This is a genomic window from Sorangium sp. So ce281 (assembly GCF_051527395.1).
GTDB classification, from domain to species: domain Bacteria; phylum Myxococcota_A; class Polyangia; order Polyangiales; family Polyangiaceae; genus Sorangium; species Sorangium cellulosum_B.
In genome coordinates this window covers 11830680-11854703 of sequence record NZ_CP150322.1, presented here as the reverse complement: position 1 = coordinate 11854703, position 24024 = coordinate 11830680, and the positions used below count along the sequence as shown (strand labels likewise).

The following is a 24024-nucleotide window of genomic DNA, read 5'->3' as shown; positions in this document are numbered from 1 at the left end:
GCGAGCGACATATGCCGGAGATGCGCTTCGTTATCGAGTGGCCGAGCGGCGAGCAGCAGGTCTGTTACTCTCCGTCGCTCGTCGTGAAGGAGCACCTCGACGTCGGGGAGAGCTACGACCTCGACGACTTCGTGTCGCGTTGCCGGACGGCGCTCGATATCGCGAGCGAGCGGGTCTTCAAGAAGTATGGGTTCCCCTGCAGCCTGGCGCGGGCCGAGGCGGCGCGCATCGCGAGCGCGGCCGCGCGGTTCCACGGCCGGAGCGGGGCCAAGGTCCGGGTCCTCAGGTTCGTCGAGTGACGCAGTCCTCAGGTTCGTCGAGTGACGGAAGGAGCAGGAGATGGTGACGAAGTCGAAGATGGAGCGCCTCCTCAGCGAGCGCCAGTTCCTCGTTTCCGCCGAGCTGACGCCCCCGCGTCACTACGATCTGGAGAAGCTGCTGAAGCACGCCCGAAACATGGCGGGCTGTGTGGATGTGGTGCAGATCAACGATCACCTGCTCTCGCAGGCGCGCTGCGCCAACATGGCAGTCGGCCATTTCGTGAAGCAGGAGGGGCTCGAGCCGGTGCTCCAGTTCTCGCTCCGCCACAAGAACAAGATCGCCCTCCAGGGCGACCTCCTCGGGATGGCGGCGCTCGGGCTCTCGAACATCATCGTCCTCGGCGGCTACCCGTGCGCCATCGGCTCCGATCCCGACGCGAAGGAGGTGAGCGACGTCGACAGCTACGCGGCGATCGAGCTGACCCGCCGCCTGACGCGCGAGGGGAAGCTCTTCAACGGCGACGTCGTCTCGCCGGCGCCCTACTTCCACGTCGGGACCATCGATTTCCCGTGCGCGGAGCAGGCGATCGCCGGGGCGATGGACCGGCTCGCCGCGAAGATCGACGCGGGCGCGAGCTTCATCCAGGTGCAGGCGGTGTTCGAGCTCGCGTCGATGCGCCGCTGGATGGCCGCGGTGGTGGAGCGCGGGCTGCACGAGCGGGCGCACTTCATCGCGGCGATCTTCCCGTTCGCGGGCGTGGATCGGCTGAGCTTCCTGCAGAAGGTGCCGGGCCTCGTGGTCCCCGATCACCTGATCGAGCGCGTCCGCCTGAGCGGCGACGCGGAGGGGGAGAGCTACCGGATCACGCTGGAGCTCATCCGGGGGCTCCGCGACATCCCCGGGCTCTCGGGCATCCACATGCGGTCCATCGGCGCGGAGGACTGGGTGCCCCGGCTGGTCGACGAGGCAGGGCTCCGGCGGGCGGCATGAGCCTCTAGCGCGGGGCGCTTCGGGCGGCGCGCTCAGGCCTTGCGGGCGATCCAGAGCAGCGCGAGGCCGTTCATCCGGCGCTCGCGGCGGTCGACCTGGAGCCCTGCGCCGCCCAGCTCGCCGCCGAGCTTGTCCTCGGTGTGGCGGTAGGTGACCTCCGCCGCGTCGGCCCACGCCAGCATCGCGTGGGCCGTCGACGGATTGTACCGGTGGCCGCGCAGGTAGCCGGCCATCGCGGCGCGGCTCATCGTGGCCGCGGGCTCGAGCAGCGCCAGGCGGCCGCCCGGGCGGAGGACGCGCGCCGCCTCGACCAGCACCGGGCCCGGCTCGGGCAGGTGCAGGAGCAGGTTCGACGCGGTCACCACGTCGAACGAGGCGTCGGGGAACGGCAGCCGCGTCGCCAGCGCCTCCCGGAACGTCACGTTGTCCAGGCCGAGCGCCTTCGCCCGCTGCGCGGCGCGCTCCACCATCGCCGCCGTCGCGTCGATCCCGATCGACTCGTGGCAGCGGCGACCCATCTCGCGCGTCAGGCGGCCCGTGCCGCAGCCGAGGTCGAGGCACCGCTCCTCGACGCCCGGATCGACCAGCGTGACGAGCTCGTCGATGAGCGTCGCATAAGGGCCCTCCGCCTGCATGCGATCGAAGAAGTCGACGAGCTCGTGGAACGGGGTCGCCTGCTCCCGCGCCGCGTAGCGATCGCGCCACCGCCAGACGTCGTCGAGGGCCTGGTACGTGCCCCGGTAATACAGGAGCGGCGCGCCCGCCTCCCCCCGGCCCGACGCGAGCACGCGACCGACGTAGATGATGTGATCGCCCCCGTCGTACGTGTGCTCCAGCTTGCAGTCGAGGAAGGCCAGCACGTCCTTGAGGATCGGGCTGCCCGACTCGGCCACGTGAGCCTCGGTGAGCACCGCCTGCCGATCGATATCCGTGCCCTTGCCGGCGAACAGGTCCGAGAGCTCCCGCTGCTGGTCCCGCAGGATGTTCACCGCGAAGACCCCGGACGCCGCGATGGCCGCGCTCGTGCGCGACCGCCTGTCCGCGCAGAACAGCACGAGCGGCGGGTCGAGCGAGACCGCGCTGAACGAGTTCACCGTCATCGCCTGCGGCGTGCCGTCCTGCACCGTGGTCACGACCGTGACCCCGGTCGCGAACTGGCCCAGCACCTTCCGGAACTCCGCGGGATCGAAGAGCATGGGGCATAGTACGCGCTCGGCGCCCACCAGGGATCCAGGATCTGCGCGGCGCGCGCGCTGGCGCCGCGCACCGCGATGCGCGCGCTGCGCGCCGCCGCGCAAATCACGCGCCGACGCCGCGCACTGCGGAGCTCACTCGGCGTCGCGCCGCGCCAGGTCCGGCGCGAAGGCCGGTATGCAGAGCGCGAAATACTCGCTCTCCTCGTCGAACGGGTTGCTGTAGCGGACGCGCTGATCGGGCTCCGTCCAGAGGGCCTGGCCGGGCGAGACGTCGACCGTCTCGCCCGCGATCTCGGCGCGCACACGGCCGCGGATCACGAGCGTCAGCTCGCCGAACGAAGGCGTCTGCGCCGGCTCGCCCCAGCCCGGCGGGGCCACCATGTGCGCCAGGCTGAACCCCTCCGTGCCGGTGTTCACGCGGCCGAAGAGCTCCTCGATGAGCTTGCCGCCAGGGACGGGGATCCGGGCCCTGGAGGTGACGAGACGGTAGGGATGCGCCATGGGGTACCTCGCGATCACATCGCGCGCGTCCGATCATCGGACACGCGGTAGAGCTGCATGAGCAGGTGACGGCCGCCGTACGGCTGCAGGTAGCGGATCGCGCCGGCCTTGCTCGCCATGAAGCGATGGTAGCGCCGCGCCGGCACGGCGATGAGATCGCCCGCGCCGACCCAGATCCGCAGCCAATCGTCGTTCGTGCAACGGATGTCGTAACAGCCCTGTCCCTCCACGAAGAGCCGCACCTCGTCGCCCAGGTGGCAGTGCTCATCCGCCTCTCTCGCGCTCTCCGCCTCGTCGCGCGGCTTGCTGCCGTCGCGGCGGACATCCTCGTGCTCCGTCCATCCGCGGTCCGCGACCACGCGCTGCAAGGCGAGCGCAGCTGCGCCCGGGTCGAACGCGCCGCACCGGATCCCTTCCGCCTGAAGCTCCGCCTCGGTGGCCTCGCCCTCGCCGTCAGCACTCATTCGGATCGCACGCATGCGCACCCCTCCGGGACTGCGCTCTTCGAACCCTGCGCGCGCGCGACGTCAAGACGCTAAGAGCGCCCCAGCAGCCACAACAGGCCAGCAATGCTGAGCGCCAGCACACCAAGCGCGAGCAGGGCAATGAGCGCCTCTGTGAAGCCCCATCCACTTCCCTGCGCCGCGCGAGACGCCGGAGCCGCTTCAGCGGGCTGCGCGAGCGACGAACTCGTGCTCACCGAGGCAGGCGGAGGCGTCGGCGTGGAATGCGCTGCCTTCGGCTCCTCGAGCGACGGCGGCTCGAACACCGCGTCTGGACGGAGCGGCTCACACGGGCTGCGCTCGATCTCCGCGAGCGCCTCGGCGGCCGGGTGCTCGAAGATGAGCCGATCACCCGAGATCGCGAGCACCTGTCCAGGACGCCAGATCGTATCGAACTGAGGCACCGGCACGCCGTCGAGCGAAGCGCCCGAGCGCGATCCGAGATCTTGAACCGAGAATTGATCGCCCCTGCGGGTAATGGCCAGATGACGGCGAGAGACGTCCGGGTCGTCGAGGACGAGATCGGTGTCCCTGGCGCGCCCGAGGATGTAGGGCCGCGCCGCCTCCTCGATCCGCAACACGCGGCCGCTGTCGGGGCCGTCGACCACGAGCACGCGCGGCGCCGGATCCTCCCCTTGCGCCGCGAGGCCGCGCGCGACGAGCTCGAGGGCGAGCTCCTTGGCGGCGGCCGCCGGGGCGGCCTTCGCGACCGCCGGCTCGATCCGGAGCAGGAGCCACACGCGCCCGACGCGGATGCGGTCGCCGGTCTTCAGGGGCATCGCCGTGCGCAGGGCGATGCGCGTCTTGCCGAGGAACGTGCCGTTCTCGCTGCCCTCGTCGAGGAGCAGGTACGTGGCGCCCCGCTGCCGGATCGACGCGTGCCGGGGGCTCACGCTCGTGTCGGGGAGGCGCACCTCGCAGCTCTCCGCGCGGCCGAGGATGACGCGGGGCGCGTCCAGCGTCAGGGAGAGCTCGCCCCCGCCCGCCTTCCCCGCCCCGTCGGGCGCGAGCACCACGATCGTCAACGCCATCGATGCTGCCTGCGCGCGAGGGGGCGGCTCGGCCTCAAATCGCCGCCGTACGGCGCATCCGCTCGGACGCGCTGAGGAGCTGGCGCACCGCCTGGTCCTGCTGCCGCGCCGCCTCCTCGATGCGCTTGCCGGCCTCGACGAGCTGCTCGCCGCCGCGCGTCTGGCTGCGGTGCGAGGCGTTGAGGCTGTTGACCATGTGCGAGATCTGCTCGATCGCGCTCGTGATCTGGCGACCGCCGCGCGCCTGCTCCTGGCTCGACCGCTCCACGTGCTGGGTGATGGTCCGCATCTTCTCGGCGCTCTTCATGATGAGCTCCGAGCCGCGCGCCTGCTCCGCCGTGGCGGCGGCGATCTGCTGCACCGTCTCGGCGATGCGCCCGATCGCGTCCGTGACCTGCTTCGACCCCTTGGCCTGCTCGACCGTGGCGCGGGCGATCGCGCGCACCATGTTGGTCGACTTCTGCGAGCTCTCGAGGATCTTCTTGAGGGCCCGCTCGGCCTCGTTCGAGACCTCGACGCCGCGGTCGACGTTGTGAGCGCCGCGCTCGACGGCGGCGATCGCGTTCTTCGACTCGGACTGGATGGTCTTGATGAGCTCGGCGATCTCCTTCGTGCTGCCGCCGGCGCGCTCGGCGAGGTCCTTGATCTCGTCGGCGACGACGGCGAAGCCCTTGCCGTGCTCGCCGGCCTGGGCGGCGATGATCGCGGCGTTCAGCGCGAGGAGGTTCGTCTGCTCGGCGACGTCGTCGATGACGGCGAGGATCTGCCCGATCGCCTCGATGCGGAAGCCGAGGTTCGAGATGACCGCCACGGCCTCCTGGCTCGACTCCTTGATGCGGTAGATCTCGCCGATCGTCTTCAGGATCGCCTCGGCGCCCTTCTCGGCGTCGGTCGCCACCTCCTCCGAGAGCCGGGCCGTCTCGTTCGCGTTCGACTGGACCTGGTCGATCGAGACGTCCATCTGGTTCATCGAGGAGCTCGTCTCCTCGGCCGTCAGCGCCAGGGCGTCGACGTTCTTCGCGACCTCGCGGATGGAGTAGGCCATCTCCTCGATCGAGGAGACCGTCTCGCGCACGCTCGACCCGAGCTCGCCGACGTTCTCGGCGACCTCCTCGTTCGTGGCCGTCATCTCGAGGATGCTCGAGCTCGACTCCTCCGCGCTCGACGCGAGCGACTCGACCGACTGCGCGATGTTGGCGAGGGCGGTCGTCATCTCGCGGATGTACACGGTGGCCTGCTCGCTCGCGTGCATGACGCTGCTCACGCCGTCGCTGAGCTTGGGCAGCAGCTCGTCGAGCAGCACGGTGGCCTGCGCCAGCTCCGAGCGGCGCTGCTTGTCGCGCAGCTCCGCCTGGGTGATCCGCTCCGCGATGCCGCTGAGCTCCGCGTAGAGGCGCGAGAGCTCGGGCGACGAGCCCGGCGGGACGCGCACCCGCTCGCCGGCGGTGGCGCGGAGCACGGCGTCCACGAGCGCGTCGACGTCGATGTCGGGGCCGCGCTGCGCGAGATCGTTGACCTTGCGGGTGAGCGTCGAGCACTCCCGCTCGAGGGTGTCGCGCTCCTTCGCGATGCCGTCGCGCTCCCGGCTCAGGTTGTCCCGCTCCCGCTCGAGGGTGTCGCGCTCCTTCGCGATGCCGTCGCGCTCCCGGCTCAGGCCGTCGCGCTCCCTCGCGAGCTTGTCGCGCTCCTCGGCGAGCGCGTGGCGCTCCTCCGCGAGCTCGAGCTGGCGGCCGGCGATCTCGGCGATCTGCTCGTAGGTCTCGGCGACGTCGGCGGGGGCGCCCTCGGGGAGCTTGGGCCGCTTGCCCCGGGCGGCGCCGCGGAGCGCGTCGCGCAGGCCTCCCAGGGGGACGCCGCCCTTGCCCGCGAGGCTCGCGTACACCACCGCCACCGCCGCGGCGAAGCCGAAGACCATGAACAGCTGGCCCGAGAACTCCGCCAGCCACTTCGACGCGAAACTCAGCCCGAAGCCGATGAGCGCGAGGATGACGGCGATGGGGATGGAGAGCTGCTTGGAGTTCATTTCGTGCGTTCCAGCGCGGTCGAGCTGTGGCGCGCGCTGGCCGGCGCGCCAAGGGCGACCCCGAAGGACGACCGAGCGTAAGAGGCGAGTGCCCCCCGGTGCAAGGAGAGCGCGCGGCAGAGGCGCGGCAAGCTCCGGCAAGCGCGGCAAGGAACCCGAGGGCAGGCGAGCCGCGAACCGAGATCTCCTGGGCAGAGGCGCAGGGGGCGGGCCCTCGCGGCTGGGGGAAACGCGATGAACTTGGACGATCTCGACCCGATGGCGTATGCACGGAGGTTGCGGCGGAGAAGGAGCCCGCCGCGGGGGCTCGGCGCCGGCGCCGATTCCTCTAGGTTCGACCGCACCGACCCTGAACACCGCCGCGGACCGCGGCGGCCGCCCGGCCGTACCGGCGGCCGCGCGGCCGGGCGGGCGTGGCCGTCCCGCCATGTCCCTCGCCGCTCGCCTCCTGCTCGCCTTCGGGCTCGTCGCGATCATCGCGACGGCGTTCGTCGGGCTGACCCTCCGCGAGGCGTCGCGCGAGATCATCGAGGGCGGCTTCGCCGAGCGGATCGACGCGGCGCATGCAGGCGTCCGGCAGCTGCTTGCGTGGGAGGCCGACGCGCTGCGCGACCTCCTGCCGCCGCTCTGCCGGCACGACACGTTCGTCGACAAGGCCCATGTCGAGCTGGAGCGCGCCAAGGGCGACCCGGACGCGATGGACCCGGGGAGCCGCATCGCCCTCGGGCGGCTGGTCCCGAGCCAGGCGAAGGCGCTGCGCCTCGACGAGCTGTCGCTCGTGGCGGGCGACGGGAGCGTCCTCGGAGCCGAGGACGCCGCGCGCATCGGCGCGCGCGACAAGCGGCTCGCGGAGCTGATCCAGGCCCCCGGGGGCGCGCCGCGGCTCCGGCCGGCGAAGGCGGGCGCCGAGCCGTCGCTGGAGGTCCACTGCGCCCTCTCGAGCCACGGGGTGACCATCGGCCTCGTGGGGGCGCGGCGGATCGGCCCGGTCCTCGCACGGATCGGCGAGGCGTACCATGTGCGCCTCACGGCGGCGCGGGAGGGGGAGCTCGCCCCTCGGAGCAGCGAGGCGGAGGTCGTGCGCGTCCTCCATTTCGCCGAGATCCCGGGCCTTGACGTTGTCGCGTCCGTTCCGCGCGATCCGCTGAGGCAGGCGCTCGCCCGGCTCGATCGCGCGATCGCGCTGACCGGCGCCACGGTGCTGGCGATCGCCGTCGCGATGGCCGTCGTGCTGGCGCGCAGCCTGTCGCGGCCGCTCGTGGCGCTGGCCCGCGAGACGCGCGAGGTGATGAGCGGCGCGCCGCGGCGTGTGGAGGGGCGCGGGGGGCGGGAGATCGCGGATCTCGCGGCGGCGTTCAACGCGACCATCGACGAGCTCGCGGCGATGCGCAAGCGCCTGGCCGCGACCGAGCGCATCGCCGCGCGGCGCGAGGTCGCGCGCCAGATCGCCCACGAGATCAAGAACCCGCTGGCGCCCATCCGTGCGGCGGTGGAGACGCTGCGCCGGCTCCGTCAGCGCGACGACCCGGCGTTCGACGACTACTTCGCGGAGGCGACGTCGACGGTCCTGAACGAGGTCCACCGGATCGCGAACATCGTGACCGAGTTCACCCGGTTCGCGCGCCTGCCGCCGCCGAACCTCACGCCCATCGACCTCGTCGCGGTCGCGCGCGGGGTGGTCACGCTGCACGCCGCCCCGGCGTCGGGCGAGGCGACGTCCGGCGCGGGCGCCACCTCCGGCACCGGCGCGCCGTCGCCGCGCGTCGAGCTCGTGGCGGATTCGATCCCGGAGGTCTCGGCCGATCGCGATCAGCTGATCCAGGTCCTCACGAACCTGGTCCAGAACGGGCTGGACGCCGCGAGCGCCATCCGGCGCGACCCGCGCGTCTCGGTGACGATCGGCCCGCTGCCGAACGATCGCGTGCGGATCGTGGTGCGCGACAACGGCCCGGGCGTGGCGGAGGAAATGGTGCCGCGCCTGTTCGAGCCCTACGCGACCAGCAAGGAGAAGGGGACGGGGCTAGGCCTCGCGATCGCACAGCGGATCGTGTTCGAGCACGGCGGTGAGATCACCTACCGCAAGGCCAAGAAGGGGGGAGCAGTCTTCGAGATCTGGCTGCCCATCGCGGGCCCTCCCCTCCTGGAGAAGCCGCTGGGTGACACCACGGTGCGACCGCGGCCACCGGTGGCGCCGCGGTCGGGGGCGTGAGGGGCGGCTAGAGAGGTTGGCCGTCGTGCTTGCAGGCCGAGCTGCAGCCGTCGCCGCTCGTGTTGTTCGCGTCGTCGCACTCCTCGTACGGGGCCTGGCGCTCACCGTCGCCGCAGTACGGGCCGTACACGCACCCCGGCGCGCACTTGCCGTAGCCGCCGGTGTTGTTGCCGTCCCCGTCGTCGCACTGCTCGGGGCCGTTGACCACGCCGTCGCCGCAGCGCGGGCCGTACAGACAGCTGGGGCCGCACTCGCCGTAGCCGCCGTCGTTCACGCCGTCGTCGCACTTCTCGCCGAGGTTGGCCTGCACCACCGAGTCGCCGCACTGGGCGCCGAGGCGGCAGTTCTCGCTGCAGCCGGTCGCATCGTTCGGGGGATCGCACTGCTCGCCCCAGTCCTCGTCGACGCGGCTGTCGCCGCACTTGGCCGCCGGCGTGCAATCGGGGAAGCAGCTGCCGTAGAAGCCGTCGTTCACGCCGTCGTCGCAGGTCTCAGCGCCGTTGACGGCCGCGTCGCCGCAGTACGGCCCGTACGAGCAGTGCTGAGTGCACCCGTTGTAAGCGCCGTTGTTGTCGGCCTCGCCGAGGTCGCAGTCCTCCTCGTCGGGCTGCACCACGCCGTCGCCGCAGCGCGGGCCGTAGAGGCACATCGGCGCGCACTCGCCGTAGCCGCCGTCGTTGACGCCGTCGTCGCACTCCTCGCCGTAGCTCGCCTGCACCACCGCGTCGCCGCAGAGCGCCCCGAGCTGGCAGCCCACGCAGTTCGGGTCGGCCGGGTCGTCGCACTCCTCACCCCACTCCGCGTCGACGTTGCCGTCGCCGCACCGCGGGGCGGGCGTGCAGTTCGGGTTGCACGTGCCGTAGAAGCCGTCGTTGCTGCCGTTGTCGCACTGCTCGGGGCCGTTCGTCGCGCCGTCGCCGCAGTACGGCCCGATCTCGCACTCGAGCGTGCAGCCGCCGTAGCCGTTCGCCGTGTTGCCGGCGCCGAGGTCGCACGCCTCGTACGGCGCGTTGACCGCGCCGTCGCCGCACCGGGGCGGGGCCACGCACCCCGGCGCGCAGGCGTTCGAGGCGTTGGCGTACGCGCTGTTGTTGACCCCGTTGTCGCAGGTCTCCGGGCCGTTCCTCTGGCCGTCGCCGCAGTACGGCCCGAGCTGGCAGTTGTTGCACTCGCCGTAGCCCGTCCCGTTCTCGCTGCCGTCGTCGCACTCCTCGCCCGGCGTCACGACCGGCTCGTCGACCCCGCACTGCGGCGTGCACACCGACGTGCCGGCGCTGAAGCCCGACAGCGTGAGCTGGTAGTTCGACCCGGTGATGTGGCGCTCGGCCTGGAACACCGCGATCTCGTAGACCCTGCCCGGCTCGAGGTTCAGGTCGACCTCGTAGGGGTTGCGGGCGTCCGCCGGGCAGACGTTCTGGTTGCAGGGGGTCACGCGGGCGTCGCCGTTGTCCAGGATGGTCACGCTCTCCTGGAGCTGCCCGTGGATGCCGCCGATGTCCGCGGTCAACGTGTTCTTGATGAACACCCAGACATCGTCGTCACCGAAGAAGGTGAGCACCGGATCGGCCGCAGCGCCGTTTGGCGTGAACTGGAACCAGTACCGGACCTCGCTCGTGAAGTAGTAGTTGTGCGAGGGGTTGCTCTGCTGCGCCTTCTCCAGCCCGGCGGAGACCAGGTTGTTGAGCACGGGATCGCCATTCGGCGGGGTGGGGTCCACCGGCCAGAACGGGCTCCGCTGGTACACGTACCTGCCGGCGTCCGGGAGCAGCTCGATGGTGGTGACGAGCGTCCTGTTGTACGTCGGGTTGTCCCGGTACCACCACTGGAAGTTGTTCTGCCCCGTGGTCCAGCCGTTCGCGTCGCTCGGCGTGACGAAGCCGGGGCCGAACCTGCTCACGGGCTTGCCGTCGGCGTCGAGGGTCGTCTGGACCGTGCGGTCGGTCTGAATGCCGCTGGCGTTGCTGGGCGCGATCTCGAAATCGAAGTGCCCGACGAGGCTGTCCGTCAGGTTGTTGTCGCACGCGCTGTTGCTGAGGGCGCGGTCGTAGCTGTCGGGGCCGTCCGGGCACCAGCCAATGAAGTCGCGGATGACCATCGGCAGCCGCATCTCGGTGGGCTGAACGGCGCAGGTGTAGCCCGGCTCGATCGTGCACGTCGCGGAGCAGCCGTCGCCGCTCACGGTGTTGCCGTCGTCGCACGCCTCGGTGGTGTCGCCGGGCAGGAGCATGCCGTCACCGCACTTCGAGATGCACGCGCCGCCGCTGCAGTCCGGCTCGCCCTTGCAGTCCGGCGTGCAGCCGTCGCGCCAGTTGCCGTTGCCGTCGTCGCAGGCCTCGGTGCCCTCGCGGACGCCGTTGCCGCAGACCGAGTAGCCCGTGCAGTCCTGGGGCACGCCGTTGGTGCACACCCGCCCGGGCTCGATGCGGCACGTCTCGTCGCAGCCGTCGCCCGAGACGAGATCGCCGTCGTCGCACTGCTCGGCGCCGCGCTTGAGCCCGTCGCCGCAGATGGTCTTGCAGGGGAACCCGACGCGCGAGCAATCCCACCCGTCCTCGATCGTCTGGCAATCGGCGCTGCAGCCGTCGCCGCTCGCCGGGGGCTGCTGCCCGTCGTCGCACACCTCGGTGCCGCCGATCTTGCCGTCGCCGCACACGGGCGGCGGCGGCGGGGTGCAGCGCCCGCCCGCCGGCGGGCACGTCCAGCCGACCTCGATCTTGCACTGCGCGGTGCAGCCGTCGCCGCCCTCAGGGGACGTCCCCCCGCCGTCATCGCACTGCTCGCCGAGCTGCACGACGCCGTCGCCGCAATAGGTCCTCACGGTGCAGGGCTGGCCGGGCTTGCAGACCCAGCCCTCCTCGAGCCGGCAGTCCGCCGAGCAGCCGTCGCCGCTCTCCGGCGGGTCGTCGCCGTCGTCGCACTGCTCGTTGCCGCTCACGCGGCCATCGCCGCACAGGTAGAGCGGGATGCACGGCTGGCCCGGCGCGGGGCACACGTAGGCCGGGTCCTTCACCTGGCAGTCGGCGGAGCAACCGTCGCCGCCCACGGCGTTGCCGTCGTCACAGAGCTCGCCCGGCTGAACCTTGCCGTCGCCGCACTCGACCAGCCGCACGCAGGGCGATCCCGGGGTCGGGCAGTTGTAATAGGGCTCCTGCCGGCACAGGCTCGAGCAGCCGTCGCCGCTCGCGGTGTTGCCGTCGTCGCACCCCTCGCCGGCCTCCTTGGCGCCGTTGCCGCAGACCGGCAGCCGCGTACACGGCAGACCGGGCCGGCTGCACTGGTACCCCGCCTCGCGCTTGCAGTCCGCGCTGCAGCCGTCGCCGGACGCAGGCGGGTCGCCGCCGTCCTCGCACTCCTCCGAGCCGTTCACGCGGCCGTCGCCGCAGTCGTAGAGCAGGATGCACGGCTCGCCCGGCTTCGGGCACACGTACGAGGGGTCGACGTAGTAACAGTCGGCGCTGCAGCCATCGCCGTCGATGTTGTTGCCGTCGTCGCAGAACTCGCCGGGGTCGACGACGCCGTCGCCGCACGCGATGGTCAGCTCGCAAGGCTGGCCGGCCGTCGGACACTCCCAGTAAGGCTCGACCTGGCACTGCCCCGAGCAGCCGTCGCCCGGCAGCGTATTGCCGTCGTCGCAGGCCTCGGACGCCTGGTTCAGCGCCGCGTCCCCGCAGGCGGGGTCGGGAGGCAGGAAGCACTCGGGGGGCGGATCATCGACCTCGCACGGGCCCGGCTCGCCGCCGCCGTTGCCGCCGAGGCCGATGCCGCTGCCCACCGTGAACTCGGGCTCACCGCCGGTCCCGCCGGCGCCGCCGACGCCAGGCGCGCCGCCGCCGGAGTTCGCGCCGCTCCCGGAGCCGGTCGCATCGCTCGTGGTCGCGCCGCCCCCGCCGCAAGCGACCGTGATCTGAAGCAATCCCACCGCCAAAGCCAGATAAGACGTCCTAAAACCCACGGCCACCTCGATAACGCAAGTTGCGCTCTTCCCGAGCAAACGGCGCTAGACACACTTTATCGTAAAAGTGCACCCCGGCTCCAGGCGAAATCGGCGGCGCTGCTGTGCTCGGCGCGGGTCTTCATTCGTTGCTCGCCATCGCGCTCACCGCCAGTCGCCGCCGTGGTTCTGCGCCCCGGCTTCCACCTCGGTCCTGCACCATGGCCTCGATGGTCTCGGCGAGAATTTCGACAACGATGTTTTTTTCCATCGTGACTCAACTCAGCTTCTGCCTGAGGAGCTCGCGGCCTGATGTCGAATCGGGCACGGCCGGAGTTCGATCTTGACATCGCCGGGCTCGCCGCGGATCAGGGCGGCGGCGAGGTTCGCGCGGGCCAGCCGCCGCTCAGCCGCCTGCGACTGCCCACCTCGCGGCGGGCGCGGCTGGCCGTCTCAGGCACGCAGCGGCTGCCCGTCGACCCGGCCCGGCCTGCGCCGCGCGACCTCGATCCCCGAGATGCAGACGGCCAGCCACACGGTGCCCGCGGCGAACCCCGCGAGCACGTCGCTCAGGTAGTGCACGCCGAGGTACATGCGGCTGAAGCCCATCACCACGGTCCAGCCGAGCGCGAGCGCGACGAGCACGAGGCGGGCGCGCAGCGTCCGGAGGAGCAGCAGGCCCAGGTACGAGAGCATGCCAAAGGCGACGAACGTGCCCATCGAGTGCCCGCTCGGAAAGCTCCACCCCGCGGCCACCGCGAGCGGATCGGCGAACGTCGGCCGCGGCCGGGCGAACAGCGCCTTGAGCGCGGTGTTGAGGAGCCCGCCGCCGACGAGCGCGAAGAGCCACCCGACCGCGAGGACGCGCCGGCCCCGCCTCAGCAGCGCCGCGGCCAAGACGACCGCGAGCAGCGCGAGCGCCCAGAAGCTGCCGAGGAGGGTGAACGCGCGGAGCGCCGCCACCCCGGCGCGGCTCGACGACGCGTGGAGCGCGCGCGCGAGCGCGAGATCGACGTCCACGATCGGCTCGCCCTCGCGCACCCCCTCCGCGAGCGCGACGAACACGAGCGCGGCCATGCTGAGCACCAGCCCGAGGCCGAGGTGGATCACGAGGTACTCGGCCGCGGAGAGCTCGCGCAGCACCCTCGCGACCGCGGGGAACCGGGCCGAGAGGCGCCGCGTGACCGGGTGCGCGGCCGCCGCGGCGTAAGCCCGGACGGCCCACGCCCACAGCGCCCGCGCGTGGCGGTCGGAGAAGCGCGCGACGGCGACGAGCCCGAGGAGCACCCCCACCGTTCCGATCAAGAGCAGCGCGAGCAGCAGCAAGGGCCGCGCGCCGACCGCCGAGGCCAGCTGCTCGGCGGGGAGGTCCAGCGCTTCCATGCCGGAGCTCTATAGCGGGGCGCATCTTCGCGCGCCACGGGCGCATCCGGGCCGTCCGGCTCGGTGCGGCGCACGTTCGATCTCGCTCAGGGGACGAGGGACACGACGGCTTCCGGCGTCGCGAGATCGCTGATGTTGGCGACCCGGATCTCGTCCTCGGAGACGGAGTAGACGTGATCCTCCATGAAGACGCTCCGCTTCACGAACGACGTCGCGTTGCTCCACCAGCTCCCGCAGCTCGGGCCGCTCCCGCCCGCGCTCGCGTCGGGCAGCGGGTGGGGCACGCCCCCGACGGACGTGAAGCCCGCGCCGGTATCCACCTTGTAGACGAGCAGCCCGCTGAACGTCATCGTGTCGCCGAAGTCGCCGCCGCTCCCGCCCTCGCAGATGACCATGGGGATCCCGAGCAGCCCCCGCTGGGTGAAGTAGTTGAACGCGAGGTGGTTGGTCGCGGCGTCGCTCGCGGAGCCGCGCGTCCCGATCACCTCCTTGTGCGCGAGCCTCGGCGCGTCGAGGTCCGTCACGTCGAAGATCTGGAGCAGGATCCCCTGGAACCACGCGAAGTCGCCCTGGTCGTCGGCGTCGTAGCCGATGCTCATGACGTGGCCCTCGTCGATCATGTGCATGTAGGTCGAGAAGCCGGGGATCTTCAGCTCGCCGCGCACCCTCGGCGCCTCGGGATCCGAGAAGTCGATGGTGTAGAGCGGGTCGGTCTTCTTGAAGGTCACGACGAACCCGACGTCGCCGTAGAAGCGGGCGGATCGGATGTCCTCGCCGGGAGCGAGCTGGTCCACCATCCCCTTGACCACGAGCTCGCCGCCCTCCTGCTTCAGCGACGCGACGGTGTTGTGCGTGTCCGGGTCGGGCAGGTGCCCGGTGGTGGTCGCGATGCGGAGATAACCCTCGTGCTCGCTGAGGGCGAACTGGTTGAGCACGCGCCCCTTCACGACGCCGCTCCCCAGGTACGCGCTCGGCGCCGCGCGCTCGCTCAGCGCGAACTTGTGGATGGTCGTCGCGTCGGGCGTCGTCTCGCCGTCGTCGTAGAACCAGCCGTACGTCTGGCCGTACTGGTGCCGGCTCGCCACGTAGAGCGAGTCCGCGGTCGCGTAGACGGCGCCGGGCCTGCCCACGATCGTGGTCTGGCCGAACGCCTCGGTGCCGAGCTCGGTCGAGACGACCGAGAGGAAGCTCTGCCCGTCGCCCGTGTTCGACAGGTAGAAGTTCTCGCAGGCCACGAACGGGGCGTGGCTGCTCGGCGAGGCCACGCCGTCCCGGTACACCGTGTCCTCGACGGTGGGCAGCTGGATGTCGAGCGGGGCCGCGTCGATGAGGGCGAGGTTCTTCTCCAGGAGCTCGTCGTACGCGCTGTTCACGGCGGCCACCGTGGACGGGTTGACCCCCTGGTTGGACAGGGAGCAGATATCGAGTCCCTCTGGCCAGGTAGAGAGTCCCTCCACCGTCGGCTCGGGGGAGGCCACGACCGTGTGCACCGCGCTCCCGATGCGCCGGGCGTTGAGGAACGATCCGGAGAACTTCAGCGTCCGCACGACGGCCGGCGCCGTGAGGTCGCTGATGTCGAGCTCGGTGACCAGGAGCGGCGTGCCGTCGCCCGTGAACTCGCAGTCGTATCCGTACGTGCACTCACGGCTGGAAGAATAAGAGACCTCGCCGTCAGGCGACGAGGACGGGGACAGCGACGAGTACACGAGGGCGCGCTTCTCGTGGATGAAGAGCTTCTTCGGCTCCCCCTCGATCGCGACCGACGCGACGCGGTGCATGTCGGCGGCGGGCCACGCGTCGAAGATCTGGAATTGCCCGTGGGCCAGGATGTAGACGTGCTCTCCGTCGTTCTTGATGAAGTCGGCCTCGTCGACGTCCGCTTCCTGCGTGTTGGTCGTCGAGTACTCCTTGGCACCCCCGTCGTCGACACCCCCGCCCCCTGCCTCCTCGGCCGGCGGCGAGACGGGCCCTCCCGTGGAGGAAGAGGAGCCGGAGGAGGCGGATGCGACGACCCCGCCGTCCGCTCCGGACCAGTAGCACCCGCCCTCGAGCTCCAGCAGGGCGGACTTCCGCGCCACGTCGACCGACTTGGCCATGTTCTGCTTCAGCCGTTCGCGCAGCAGCGCCTCGACATCGTCGCAGCTCGTCGCGGGCGTGAGGGCGCTCTGCGCCAGGCCCGTCTGCGCGGGCCCGCCCGATCCGCTTCCGCGCGAGCAGGCGGCGAAGCTGGCGCCTAGCGCAAGCAGAGAAACAAGCGTACAACCCCTGTAGAATGATCGCATGTGAGTCTCCGTGTCCATCTGTCGTTCGGATCGATGGCCTCAGGAGAAGCACTCGACATGCCGAGACATTTTTTCAGCAATTACGGGCAGATACGACGGACTCCGCTTGGCACATGCCGGCACAACCTGCGCCTGACACCTGATTGGGTCGGCGCGCAGGCGCCAGAGGGCCCAGGAGGAAGTGAGGAGGAAGAGGAACGCCGCGGTGACACGGGGGCTCGGACGAGGCAGGGTGGGTCGAGAAGCGCACGAGGAGGGAGTGATGCAGGCGTGATGAAGAAGCTGGAGCTCGAGTCGTATGCTGCGCAGGCCGCCCGCTGGCCCTCGGCAGGACGCCATATCCTCGCGCAGTTCGACGCCGAGACCATCGTGGTTTATCAGGCGTACCGTCCGTCGATCGCGCGCCACGCGGCCCTGCACCAGCGGCTCGGAGGGCCGGAGTTCAGCTTCGGCCGCATGAGCTGGATCAAGCCGAACTTCCTCTGGATGATGTTCCGCTCGGGCTGGGGCACGAAGCCCGACCAGGAGGCGGTGCTGGCCACCCGCATCCAGCGCGCGGGGTTCGACGCCATCCTGGCGGCCGCGGTGCCGTCGGGCTTCGTGCCCGAGCTGCACCCGAGCGAGGAGGCGTGGAAGAGCGATCTCCAGCGCTCGGACGTGCGGCTCCAGTGGGATCCGGACCACCATCCGTCGGGCGCGCCGGTCGCGCGGAGGGCGATCCAGCTCGGTCTGCGGGGCGCGACGCTGCGGCGGTTCGCCGAGGAGTGGACGGTGGGCGTGGAGGACGTCTCGGCGCTCGTGGCGGAGCAGAGGGAGGTGCTGCGCGGCCGGGGTGCCGGGCAGATCGAGATCCCGCGGGAAGAGGTGTATTGGCCGACAGCGGCGGAGGCAGCGAGGCGGGTTGGGATAGAGCGCTGGGGGGCGTAGCGGGACGGCGAGCCCTGGCCAGGGTAGCGGCGCTCCCCTACTGTCGGCGCCAATGGCCTCCAGCTCTCTCGGCATTGCCGAGTCCCGCCAGCGACGCATCGCCCACGTCCTTCTGTTCGTCACCCCGGCGCTGTTCACCGCCAACATGCTGCTGGCCCGCGCCACGGCCGATTTCATCCCGCCGGTGGCGCTGGCGGAGCTGCGCTGGACGGGCGTCGTGCTGGTGCTGCTCCCCTTCTGCGGCCGCGAGCTGTGGCGCGCCCGCGCCGCGCTGCGGCGGAACTGGGCCCGAGTTGCCCTGCTCGGCCTGCTCGGCATGGGCATCTGCGGCGCCGGCGTCTATCACGGCGCCGCCACCACCACGGCCACCAATATCGGCCTGATTTACGCCGTCTCGCCGGTGATCATCCTCCTGCTGTCACGGGCCATGTTCGGAGAGCGGCTCAGCCGGCGCCAGGGCCTGGGCGCCGCGCTGGCGCTGGCCGGCGTGCTGGTCATCGTGCTGCGCGGCGACGCGGCGGCGCTGCTGGCGCTCAGCTTCAGCACGGGTGACCTGATGATCCTCGGCGCCGCGATCTCCTGGGCGCTCTACACCGTATTGCTGAAGCGCTGGCCCGATCCGCTGGGGGTCCAGGCGCGGCTCGCCGCGATCGCGCTGGCCGGCGCGATCCTCCTCTTGCCGCTGCTCGGCTGGGAGCTGGCCAGCCGCGGCGCGCCGCATTTCGACCTGCGCACCGTCGCCACCGTGCTGACCCTGGTCCTCGTGCCGGGCGTCGGCGCCTATGCCACGTACGGCTATATCACCGAGCATCTCGGCCCCAGCCGCACCGGCCTGCTGCTCTACCTGTCGCCGGTCTATACCGCCGTGCTGGCCTGGCTGCTCCTCGGCGAGGCCTTTGCCCTCTACCACTGGCTCGGCGCGGCGCTCGTCGTGCCGGGCCTCTTCTTCGCCACGTACAAGCCGAAGACGACCTGAATGCCCTGCGCCTCGTTGGGCGCTCCGACCCAGCATGGCGGGAGGGGCCCGCTCCGAGCCTGGGAGTTCCGCCGAGTGGGCCGCGTCCGCGACCTCGGCGAGCGGGCGCGGTTCGCGGAGGACGCCGGTCACGCGACGGCGCCGGAGCGTCGGCGTTCGCGGAGATTCGCGGAGACGAACGCGCCCGGGCTCTCCCTGGACCTGGAGGGCCCCGGCGGGGAATACTTTGCCGAGCCGGGACTTCCAGCTCGGCGCGGACCCGTGCGCCGCGTTCAAGCTCGAGCGCACCGCCCCGCCTGCTTGACAGAATCCCCCGTCGGCACCAGACAGATTGTTCCACATGATGACGAAGACCACCCTGCCCGTCGTGCTCATGACAGCCCTCGCCGTCGCGACCGCCGGTTGCGATACCAGCGGCAGCGGCGGGCGGTCCAGAGAGCGGTGGGCGACCACCGAGAACACCACCGTCGAGCTCGACTTCGACAAGGTCAACGAGGCCTTCAAGGCGGCCGAGGGGCCCGAGGACTTCGAGCGGCGCGTCAACGAGATCTACCAGGGGAGCGAGGTCATCAGCGTCGCCGTACAGGACCTGGACGCCAAGACGCAGGTCGTCACCGGGTTCTTCGACAAGAACAGCGACGGCAGCGTGCAGGACCCCGAGAAGGTGTTCTCGATCCGCCGTGACGTCTCGGGCGAAGGCGCCGCGCAGATCCAGACGTCCGGGTTCGGCCCCTACGGGTACTACCACTCGCCGGTGATGAGCCTGGCGTCGGGCATGCTCCTCGGCGCCATGGTGTCGTCGGCGCTGCGCCCGAATTACGTGCCGGTGTACACGCAGCCGTACACCACGCCGCCCGGCCGCGCGCCCGATCTGCGATCCCACCGCGAGGCGTACCGCGCCTCGAACCCGTCCAGCGTCGACCACAGCAGGTCGTCGCAGACCGGGCGGCGCTACAACAACGCCGGCGGCAGCCGCTTCGGGGGCGGCAAGTCCGGCGCCGGCTCGCGCTTCGGCGTCCGCCGCAGCGAGCGAGGCCGCAGGCCCGAGCGCCTGGTCGCGTAGCCGCGCGCCGGCCGCCGCGATGCAGCCGCTGCGAAGCATCTCCGAGCTCCCGTTCCGCTGCCGTCCCGCGCTGGAGCTGCTGAACCTCGAGCAGCACCGTGACGAGCCGGACGTGGAGTCCACGCAGTTCGGCTGGTGCCGGGTGGACGCTCTCTGGCTGGACGGCCGCGCGGATCGAGGGCCGCTCCGGCTGACCGACGCGCTCGTCGTGGCGGTGCACGCCGCGGACGAGCCGGAGGTGCTGCCCGATGACGTGGAGCTCGAGTTCTTCGTCGAGGAGGTCGCCAAGGACTACTCGGTGACCGTGCTCCTGTCGGCGTTCCTCGAGCGCTGGCTGCCGGCCGCGCTCTCCGGCGAGCGCGCCATCGTGCTCGCCATGTGCAACCCCCACGCCGCGCGCATCCGGCGGCCGGAGGCGGCGGGGCGCACCCCCGTGTACTACGCCGACGGCGACGTCGACGCGTGGCTCGACACCGACGCAGACGGTCGCCGGCACATCCGCCTCGAGGCGGAGGCCTGGCGCGCCGCGGAGTGAGGCGATGTTCGAAGGACGCAGACAGCAGCCGATCGTGTCACGCGAGCAGAAGCTGGTCTATGCCGGCATCTACGTGCTGAAGAAGATGGACCTGAAGCCCGCCGACGGAGGCATGGAGATGCCGCTCGTGCTGCCGTCCGAGCTGAGCCCGCTGGAGGACGTCCTGCAGGAGCTCGTGAACGCGGACCTCGTCGAGGTCAACCGCCGCAAGGCGCGGTTCGAGCTCACCAAGAAGGGCCTGGCCTACCTCGGCGAGATCATCGACGAGGCGGAGGCGCTGGTCGACGAGTTCGACGACGAGTCGCTCGAGGACGCGGTGGCCGAGCTCCGCGGGCGAAACGTGGACGTGCTGCGGGCCCGGTTTTTGTGGGGCTGGTACGACGGCGAGCTGGACGATCTGGTGCTCTTCCAGCAGCGCCGGGGCGTGACGCCGGTCGAGCAGTGGTGGGCAGACTACCTCATGAGCGACGCGTTCTACGAAGAGCTGCGGCGCGACTACGAGTGAACGCGAGGGCGGCCGTCAGCGCGGGCGAGCGCGCTCCCCCATCAGCCGCGTGAGGAGCCGCGCCAGCTCGGCGCGCTCGCCTGCCGAGATCCGCGCGAGCCTTCGCCCGAAGGCGTCGTCGAGGATCGCCCGCGCCGCCTCCATCGCCTTGCGCCCCGAGCGGGTGAGCGTCAGCCGAAAGCGCCGCAGATCGCCCGCCTCCGTCTCACGCTGGACGAAGCCGGCCGCCTCCATCCGCTTCACCATGAAGGTGATCGAAGGCTTGGGCGTGATCAGCGCGCGCGCCAGCTCGGCAGGATAAGGGTGGTCGTCGAGCTTGCCGAGGAGGAGGAACTCCTTCATCTCGAGCCCCAGCGCGCGCACCTCGGGCTCCACCTCGGCCATGACCGCCATGCTGAACTCGAAGTTCAGCGTCCAGAGCTCCCAGGGCGAAGGCTTGTCCATGTTCTTTCTGCTCGCGCTTGACGATGGAGCGGCGCGGCGTTATTAGTTTAACATTAAACTGTTCCAAACGGAACCAGCTCCGGAGATGATGCGATGCCGCTCGATCATTATGTCACGCTCGGTCGCTCAGGTCTGCGGGTGAGCCCCTTTTGCCTCGGCGCCATGACGTTCGGAGAGGACCTGGGCTGGGGGAGCAGCGTCAAGGACTCCGAAGCCATCCTCGACCGCTTCATCGAGCTCGGTGGGAACTTCATCGATACGGCGAACGTCTACACCAAAGGACACTCGGAGAAGATCATCGGGGACCACCTCGGCCACGACCGGCAGAAGCGCGACCGGCTGGTGATCGCCACGAAGTTCAGCGGAAACCTGTACGTCGGTGATCCCAACGGCGGCGGCTCGAACCGCAAATCGATCCTCGCCGCCTGCGAGCAGTCGCTCCGCCGGCTGCGCACCGACTACATCGATCTCTACTGGCTGCACAACTGGGACAAGTTCACGCCGATCGAGGAGACCATGGCGGCGCTCCACGATCTCGTCCAGTCGGGGAAGGTGCGTTATATCGGCGTGTCCGACACCCCTGCGTGGAAGGTGACTCAAGGGCAGCTGATCGCTCAGTTCCGCGGATGGGCGCCGTTCATCGGGCTGCAGATCGAGTATTCGCTCCTCGAGCGGACGGTCGAAGGGGAGCTGATCCCCATGGCCCAGGAGCTCGGGCTGGGGGTGACGCCGTGGTCGCCCCTGCGGAGCGGGATCCTGAGCGGCAAGTACACGCGGAGGAACGCCGCGACGGTCAAGCCGGAAGGGCGGCAGTGGACCGCGAGCTACCTCGACGAGAGGAGCTACACGGTGATCGACGAGCTCGAGCGGATCGCCAAGCAGCTCGAGACCACCGTCGCGCGCGTCGCCCTCAGCTGGGTGCAGGCGCGCCCGGCGGTGTCGTCCACGATCATCGGGGCGCGCACGCTGGCGCAGCTCGACGACAACGTGAGGGCGCTCGAGGTGAAGCTCACGCCGGAGCAGACGGCGGCGCTCGACGCGCTCACCGCTCCGAAGCTGAACTTCCCCGCCGAGTTCCTCAATCTGGCGCACATGATCCAGGCCGGGGGGACGACGATCAACGGCCAACCGTCGCAGCTCATCCCCTTCGGCGTCACGAAGAAGGGGGATCACTACTGACGGGTAACCTCGACCACGGCGCGATCCGCGCGACGCGAGCGCGCGGCAAGGGAGGCGCCGCCCGGGCGTTTTGATAGTCTCGCCCCTCGCCTCGTGGACACTCCCGCCCGCCGCCCGCTCTTCCCTCACCTGCCCGCGCTCGACGGGCTGCGCGGGCTCGCCCTGCTCGGCGTCCTCTTCTTCCACGCGAACGGGATGCTGCGCGGCGGCTTCCTCGGCGTCGATCTCTTCTTCGTCCTCTCGGGCTACCTCATCACGTCGCTCCTCCTCGCGGAGCACGAGGCGCGCGGCGCGATCTCGCTCAAGGACTTCTGGATCCGCCGCGCGCGCCGGCTCCTCCCGGCGCTCCTCGCGCTCGTCCCGGTGGTCGCGCTCCACGGTCGCCTCTTCGGGCCGCCGAGCGCGCTCCCCGGCCTCCGCGCCGACGTCCTCGCGACGCTCGGCTACGTCGCGAACTGGCGCGCCATCTACGCGCACAGGAGCTACTGGGAGCTCTTCACGTCGCGCTCGCCGCTCGAGCACACGTGGAGCCTGGCGATCGAGGAGCAGTTCTACGTCGTCTGGCCGCTCGTCATCGTCCTCGTGCTCTCGCGGTGGTCGCGCCGCGGCGTGCTCGTCCTCACGCTGGCGCTGGCCGCGCTCTCCGCGATCGCGATGCTCGTCCTCTTCGCGCCGGAGAGCACGACGCGCGCGTACATGGGCACGGACACGCGCGCCTCCGGCATCCTCCTCGGCGCCGCGCTCGCGACGGTGCTCACGCCGCGCACCGCGCTCTCCGCGGGCGCGGTGCGCCTCCTCGACGGCGCCGGCGTCGCCTCGGCGGTCGGCCTCGCGATCGCGTGGTCCGTGTTCGACGGCCAGTCGTGGCTCCTCTACCACGGCGGGTTCTGGCTCACGGAGCTCGGGGCCCTCGTCCTCATCGCGTGCGCCGTGCAGGGCTCGCGGAGCCTCGTCGCGCGCGCGCTCGCGTGGCGCCCGCTCGCGTGGGTCGGCACCGTCAGCTACGGCGTCTACCTCTGGCACTGGCCGGTGCACGTGTTCGTGTCGAGCGATCGCCTGCACGGCCCCGCCCTCACCGCGCTCCGCTTCGCGATCACCTTCGCGGTCGCGCTCGTCTCCTACCGCTTCCTCGAGAGGCCGATCCGCGAGCGCGGGCTACCGAAGGGGCGCGCGTTCTGGGCGGTGCCGGCCGGCGTCACGCTCGGCCTGCTCATCGCCGTCCGCGCGACCCACGCGCAGGACGGCGAGGCGCCGAAGGGCTCCGCGATGATCCACGCGCTCGTCACCTCCGTCGTGAAGGACGAGGCCACGTTCCACGTCGTCGTCGTCGGCGACTCGACCGCGAACACGCTCGGCTGGGCGCTCCGCGGCCTGCAGGAGCGCGGGATCGCGGTGGACCTCCACGGGCGGGACGGCTGCACCATCATGGCGGACCTCTGCGGCATGACCGAGTGGCCCGCGCTCCTCGCGCAGGCGAAGCCCGACGCCGCGGTCCTCTACCTCGGCGGCGCCTTCATGCACGGCATCACGGCGAACGACGAGTGGACGAAGGCGTGCAAGCCGGCGTGGCACGAGCGCTTCGAGACGAACCTCGTCACGAACCTCGACAAGCTCCGGAACCCCGACGTGCGCGTCTGGATGGCGACCGTCCCCTACGCGCTCGGCGACTGGGAGACGAAGGACGTCCGCGCGCAGGTGACGTGCATCAACCGCTCGATCCGGAAGGTCGTCGCGACGCTGCCCGACGTCGCGCTCCTCGACCTCCAGGAGCACATCTGCCCCGCGGGCGAGTGCCGGCGCATGTACGAAGGCGGGGCGATCCGGCCCGACGGCGTGCATTTCACGATCGAGGGGGCGCGCGGCGTGGCGCGGTGGACGCTCGCGGAGCTCCGCGCGAAGCCGCGCGTGACCGGCTCTCCAGCGGACTCCGGGCCGCCGCGCTGAGCGGGCACGCCTGCTGGGGAAGCTCGACGCCCTCAGACAATGTCCTCACGGCTGCGGGCGCGGAAGCACAGGTGGTGCAGGCCGGGCTTGTCCTGGTGAAAGCGGGCGCCGGCGTACTCCGAATTCACGGGGCGAATCAGC

General features: G+C 71.1%; 20 protein-coding genes. 10 read left to right on the top strand and 10 right to left on the bottom strand.

Features of this window, described 5'->3' with window-relative positions; genetic code table 11:
• Positions 1 to 11 precede the first annotated feature (11 nt).
• Complete coding sequence (locus WMF27_RS45480; protein ID WP_012241608.1) at positions 12 to 299, top strand: MSMEG_0570 family nitrogen starvation response protein; 288 nt, start codon at positions 12 to 14, stop codon at positions 297 to 299.
• A gap of 40 nt (positions 300 to 339) precedes the next feature.
• Positions 340 to 1251, top strand: a complete 912-nt coding sequence (locus WMF27_RS45475) for a methylenetetrahydrofolate reductase (RefSeq protein WP_437762624.1) — start codon at positions 340 to 342, stop codon at positions 1249 to 1251.
• 32 nt (positions 1252 to 1283) lie between these two features.
• Here WMF27_RS45475 and WMF27_RS45470 read toward each other — a convergent pair whose 3' ends face one another.
• The 5 genes from WMF27_RS45470 to WMF27_RS45450 form a co-directional block, all read right to left on the bottom strand.
• The gene (locus WMF27_RS45470; protein WP_437762625.1) at positions 1284 to 2447 is read right to left on the bottom strand and encodes a flavin reductase; all 1164 of its coding nucleotides are present in this window, start codon (positions 2445 to 2447) and stop codon (positions 1284 to 1286) included.
• A gap of 132 nt (positions 2448 to 2579) precedes the next feature.
• The gene (locus WMF27_RS45465; RefSeq protein WP_437762626.1) at positions 2580 to 2948 is read right to left on the bottom strand and encodes a cupin domain-containing protein; all 369 of its coding nucleotides are present in this window, start codon (positions 2946 to 2948) and stop codon (positions 2580 to 2582) included.
• 14 nt (positions 2949 to 2962) lie between these two features.
• Positions 2963 to 3427: a 1,2-dihydroxy-3-keto-5-methylthiopentene dioxygenase gene (locus WMF27_RS45460; protein ID WP_437762627.1), complete on the bottom strand. Its 465-nt coding sequence runs from the start codon at positions 3425 to 3427 to the stop codon at positions 2963 to 2965.
• A 56-nt stretch (positions 3428 to 3483) separates the two neighbouring features.
• Positions 3484 to 4482 carry an FHA domain-containing protein gene (locus tag WMF27_RS45455; protein WP_437762628.1) on the bottom strand — a complete coding sequence of 333 codons (999 nt, stop codon included), beginning with the start codon at positions 4480 to 4482 and terminating at the stop codon, positions 3484 to 3486.
• Positions 4483 to 4516: 34 nt separating this feature from the next.
• A complete protein-coding gene (locus WMF27_RS45450) occupies positions 4517 to 6505 on the bottom strand; it encodes a methyl-accepting chemotaxis protein (RefSeq protein ID WP_437762629.1) in 1989 nt (662 codons plus the stop codon).
• Positions 6506 to 6932: 427 nt separating this feature from the next.
• On the opposite strand from WMF27_RS45450, the gene WMF27_RS45445 reads away from it, so the two are divergent.
• The gene (locus tag WMF27_RS45445; protein ID WP_437762630.1) at positions 6933 to 8714 is read left to right on the top strand and encodes an ATP-binding protein; all 1782 of its coding nucleotides are present in this window, start codon (positions 6933 to 6935) and stop codon (positions 8712 to 8714) included.
• A 7-nt stretch (positions 8715 to 8721) separates the two neighbouring features.
• Here the strand turns inward: WMF27_RS45445 and WMF27_RS45440 are convergent, their stop codons facing one another.
• The 4 genes from WMF27_RS45440 to WMF27_RS45425 all read right to left on the bottom strand — a co-directional run bounded on the left by WMF27_RS45440 (position 8722) and on the right by WMF27_RS45425 (position 16310).
• Complete coding sequence (locus WMF27_RS45440) at positions 8722 to 12627, bottom strand: DUF4215 domain-containing protein (RefSeq protein ID WP_437769925.1); 3906 nt, start codon at positions 12625 to 12627, stop codon at positions 8722 to 8724.
• A gap of 160 nt (positions 12628 to 12787) precedes the next feature.
• Positions 12788 to 12916, bottom strand: coding sequence for a hypothetical protein (locus tag WMF27_RS45435; protein WP_437762631.1), 129 nt, complete (start codon positions 12914 to 12916; stop codon positions 12788 to 12790).
• 182 nt (positions 12917 to 13098) lie between these two features.
• A complete protein-coding gene (locus tag WMF27_RS45430; RefSeq protein WP_437762632.1) occupies positions 13099 to 14028 on the bottom strand; it encodes a phosphatase PAP2 family protein in 930 nt (309 codons plus the stop codon).
• Between the two features lie 86 nt (positions 14029 to 14114).
• The gene (locus tag WMF27_RS45425) at positions 14115 to 16310 is read right to left on the bottom strand and encodes a beta-propeller domain-containing protein (protein ID WP_437762633.1); all 2196 of its coding nucleotides are present in this window, start codon (positions 16308 to 16310) and stop codon (positions 14115 to 14117) included.
• A 273-nt stretch (positions 16311 to 16583) separates the two neighbouring features.
• Between WMF27_RS45425 and WMF27_RS45420 the strand changes: the two genes are divergently transcribed.
• The 5 genes from WMF27_RS45420 (at position 16584) to WMF27_RS45400 (ending at position 20316) form a co-directional block, all read left to right on the top strand.
• Positions 16584 to 17237, top strand: coding sequence for a DUF4291 domain-containing protein (locus WMF27_RS45420; RefSeq protein ID WP_437762634.1), 654 nt, complete (start codon positions 16584 to 16586; stop codon positions 17235 to 17237).
• Positions 17238 to 17289: 52 nt separating this feature from the next.
• A complete protein-coding gene (locus WMF27_RS45415; RefSeq protein WP_437762635.1) occupies positions 17290 to 18213 on the top strand; it encodes a DMT family transporter in 924 nt (307 codons plus the stop codon).
• A 340-nt stretch (positions 18214 to 18553) separates the two neighbouring features.
• Positions 18554 to 19276 carry a hypothetical protein gene (locus tag WMF27_RS45410; protein ID WP_437762636.1) on the top strand — a complete coding sequence of 241 codons (723 nt, stop codon included), beginning with the start codon at positions 18554 to 18556 and terminating at the stop codon, positions 19274 to 19276.
• Between the two features lie 19 nt (positions 19277 to 19295).
• On the top strand, positions 19296 to 19811 hold the full coding sequence (locus WMF27_RS45405; protein ID WP_437762637.1) for a hypothetical protein: 516 nt from the start codon (positions 19296 to 19298) through the stop codon (positions 19809 to 19811).
• A gap of 34 nt (positions 19812 to 19845) precedes the next feature.
• Positions 19846 to 20316 carry a hypothetical protein gene (locus WMF27_RS45400; RefSeq protein WP_437762638.1) on the top strand — a complete coding sequence of 157 codons (471 nt, stop codon included), beginning with the start codon at positions 19846 to 19848 and terminating at the stop codon, positions 20314 to 20316.
• Between the two features lie 15 nt (positions 20317 to 20331).
• Here the strand turns inward: WMF27_RS45400 and WMF27_RS45395 are convergent, their stop codons facing one another.
• The gene (locus WMF27_RS45395) at positions 20332 to 20760 is read right to left on the bottom strand and encodes a MarR family winged helix-turn-helix transcriptional regulator (RefSeq protein WP_437762639.1); all 429 of its coding nucleotides are present in this window, start codon (positions 20758 to 20760) and stop codon (positions 20332 to 20334) included.
• Positions 20761 to 20853: 93 nt separating this feature from the next.
• Here WMF27_RS45395 and WMF27_RS45390 point away from each other — a divergent pair, with 93 nt between their 5' ends.
• Positions 20854 to 21939: an aldo/keto reductase gene (locus tag WMF27_RS45390; protein WP_437762640.1), complete on the top strand. Its 1086-nt coding sequence runs from the start codon at positions 20854 to 20856 to the stop codon at positions 21937 to 21939.
• Between the two features lie 93 nt (positions 21940 to 22032).
• On the top strand, positions 22033 to 23883 hold the full coding sequence (locus WMF27_RS45385) for a DUF459 domain-containing protein (RefSeq protein WP_437762641.1): 1851 nt from the start codon (positions 22033 to 22035) through the stop codon (positions 23881 to 23883).
• The last annotated feature ends 141 nt before the right edge of the window (positions 23884 to 24024 follow it).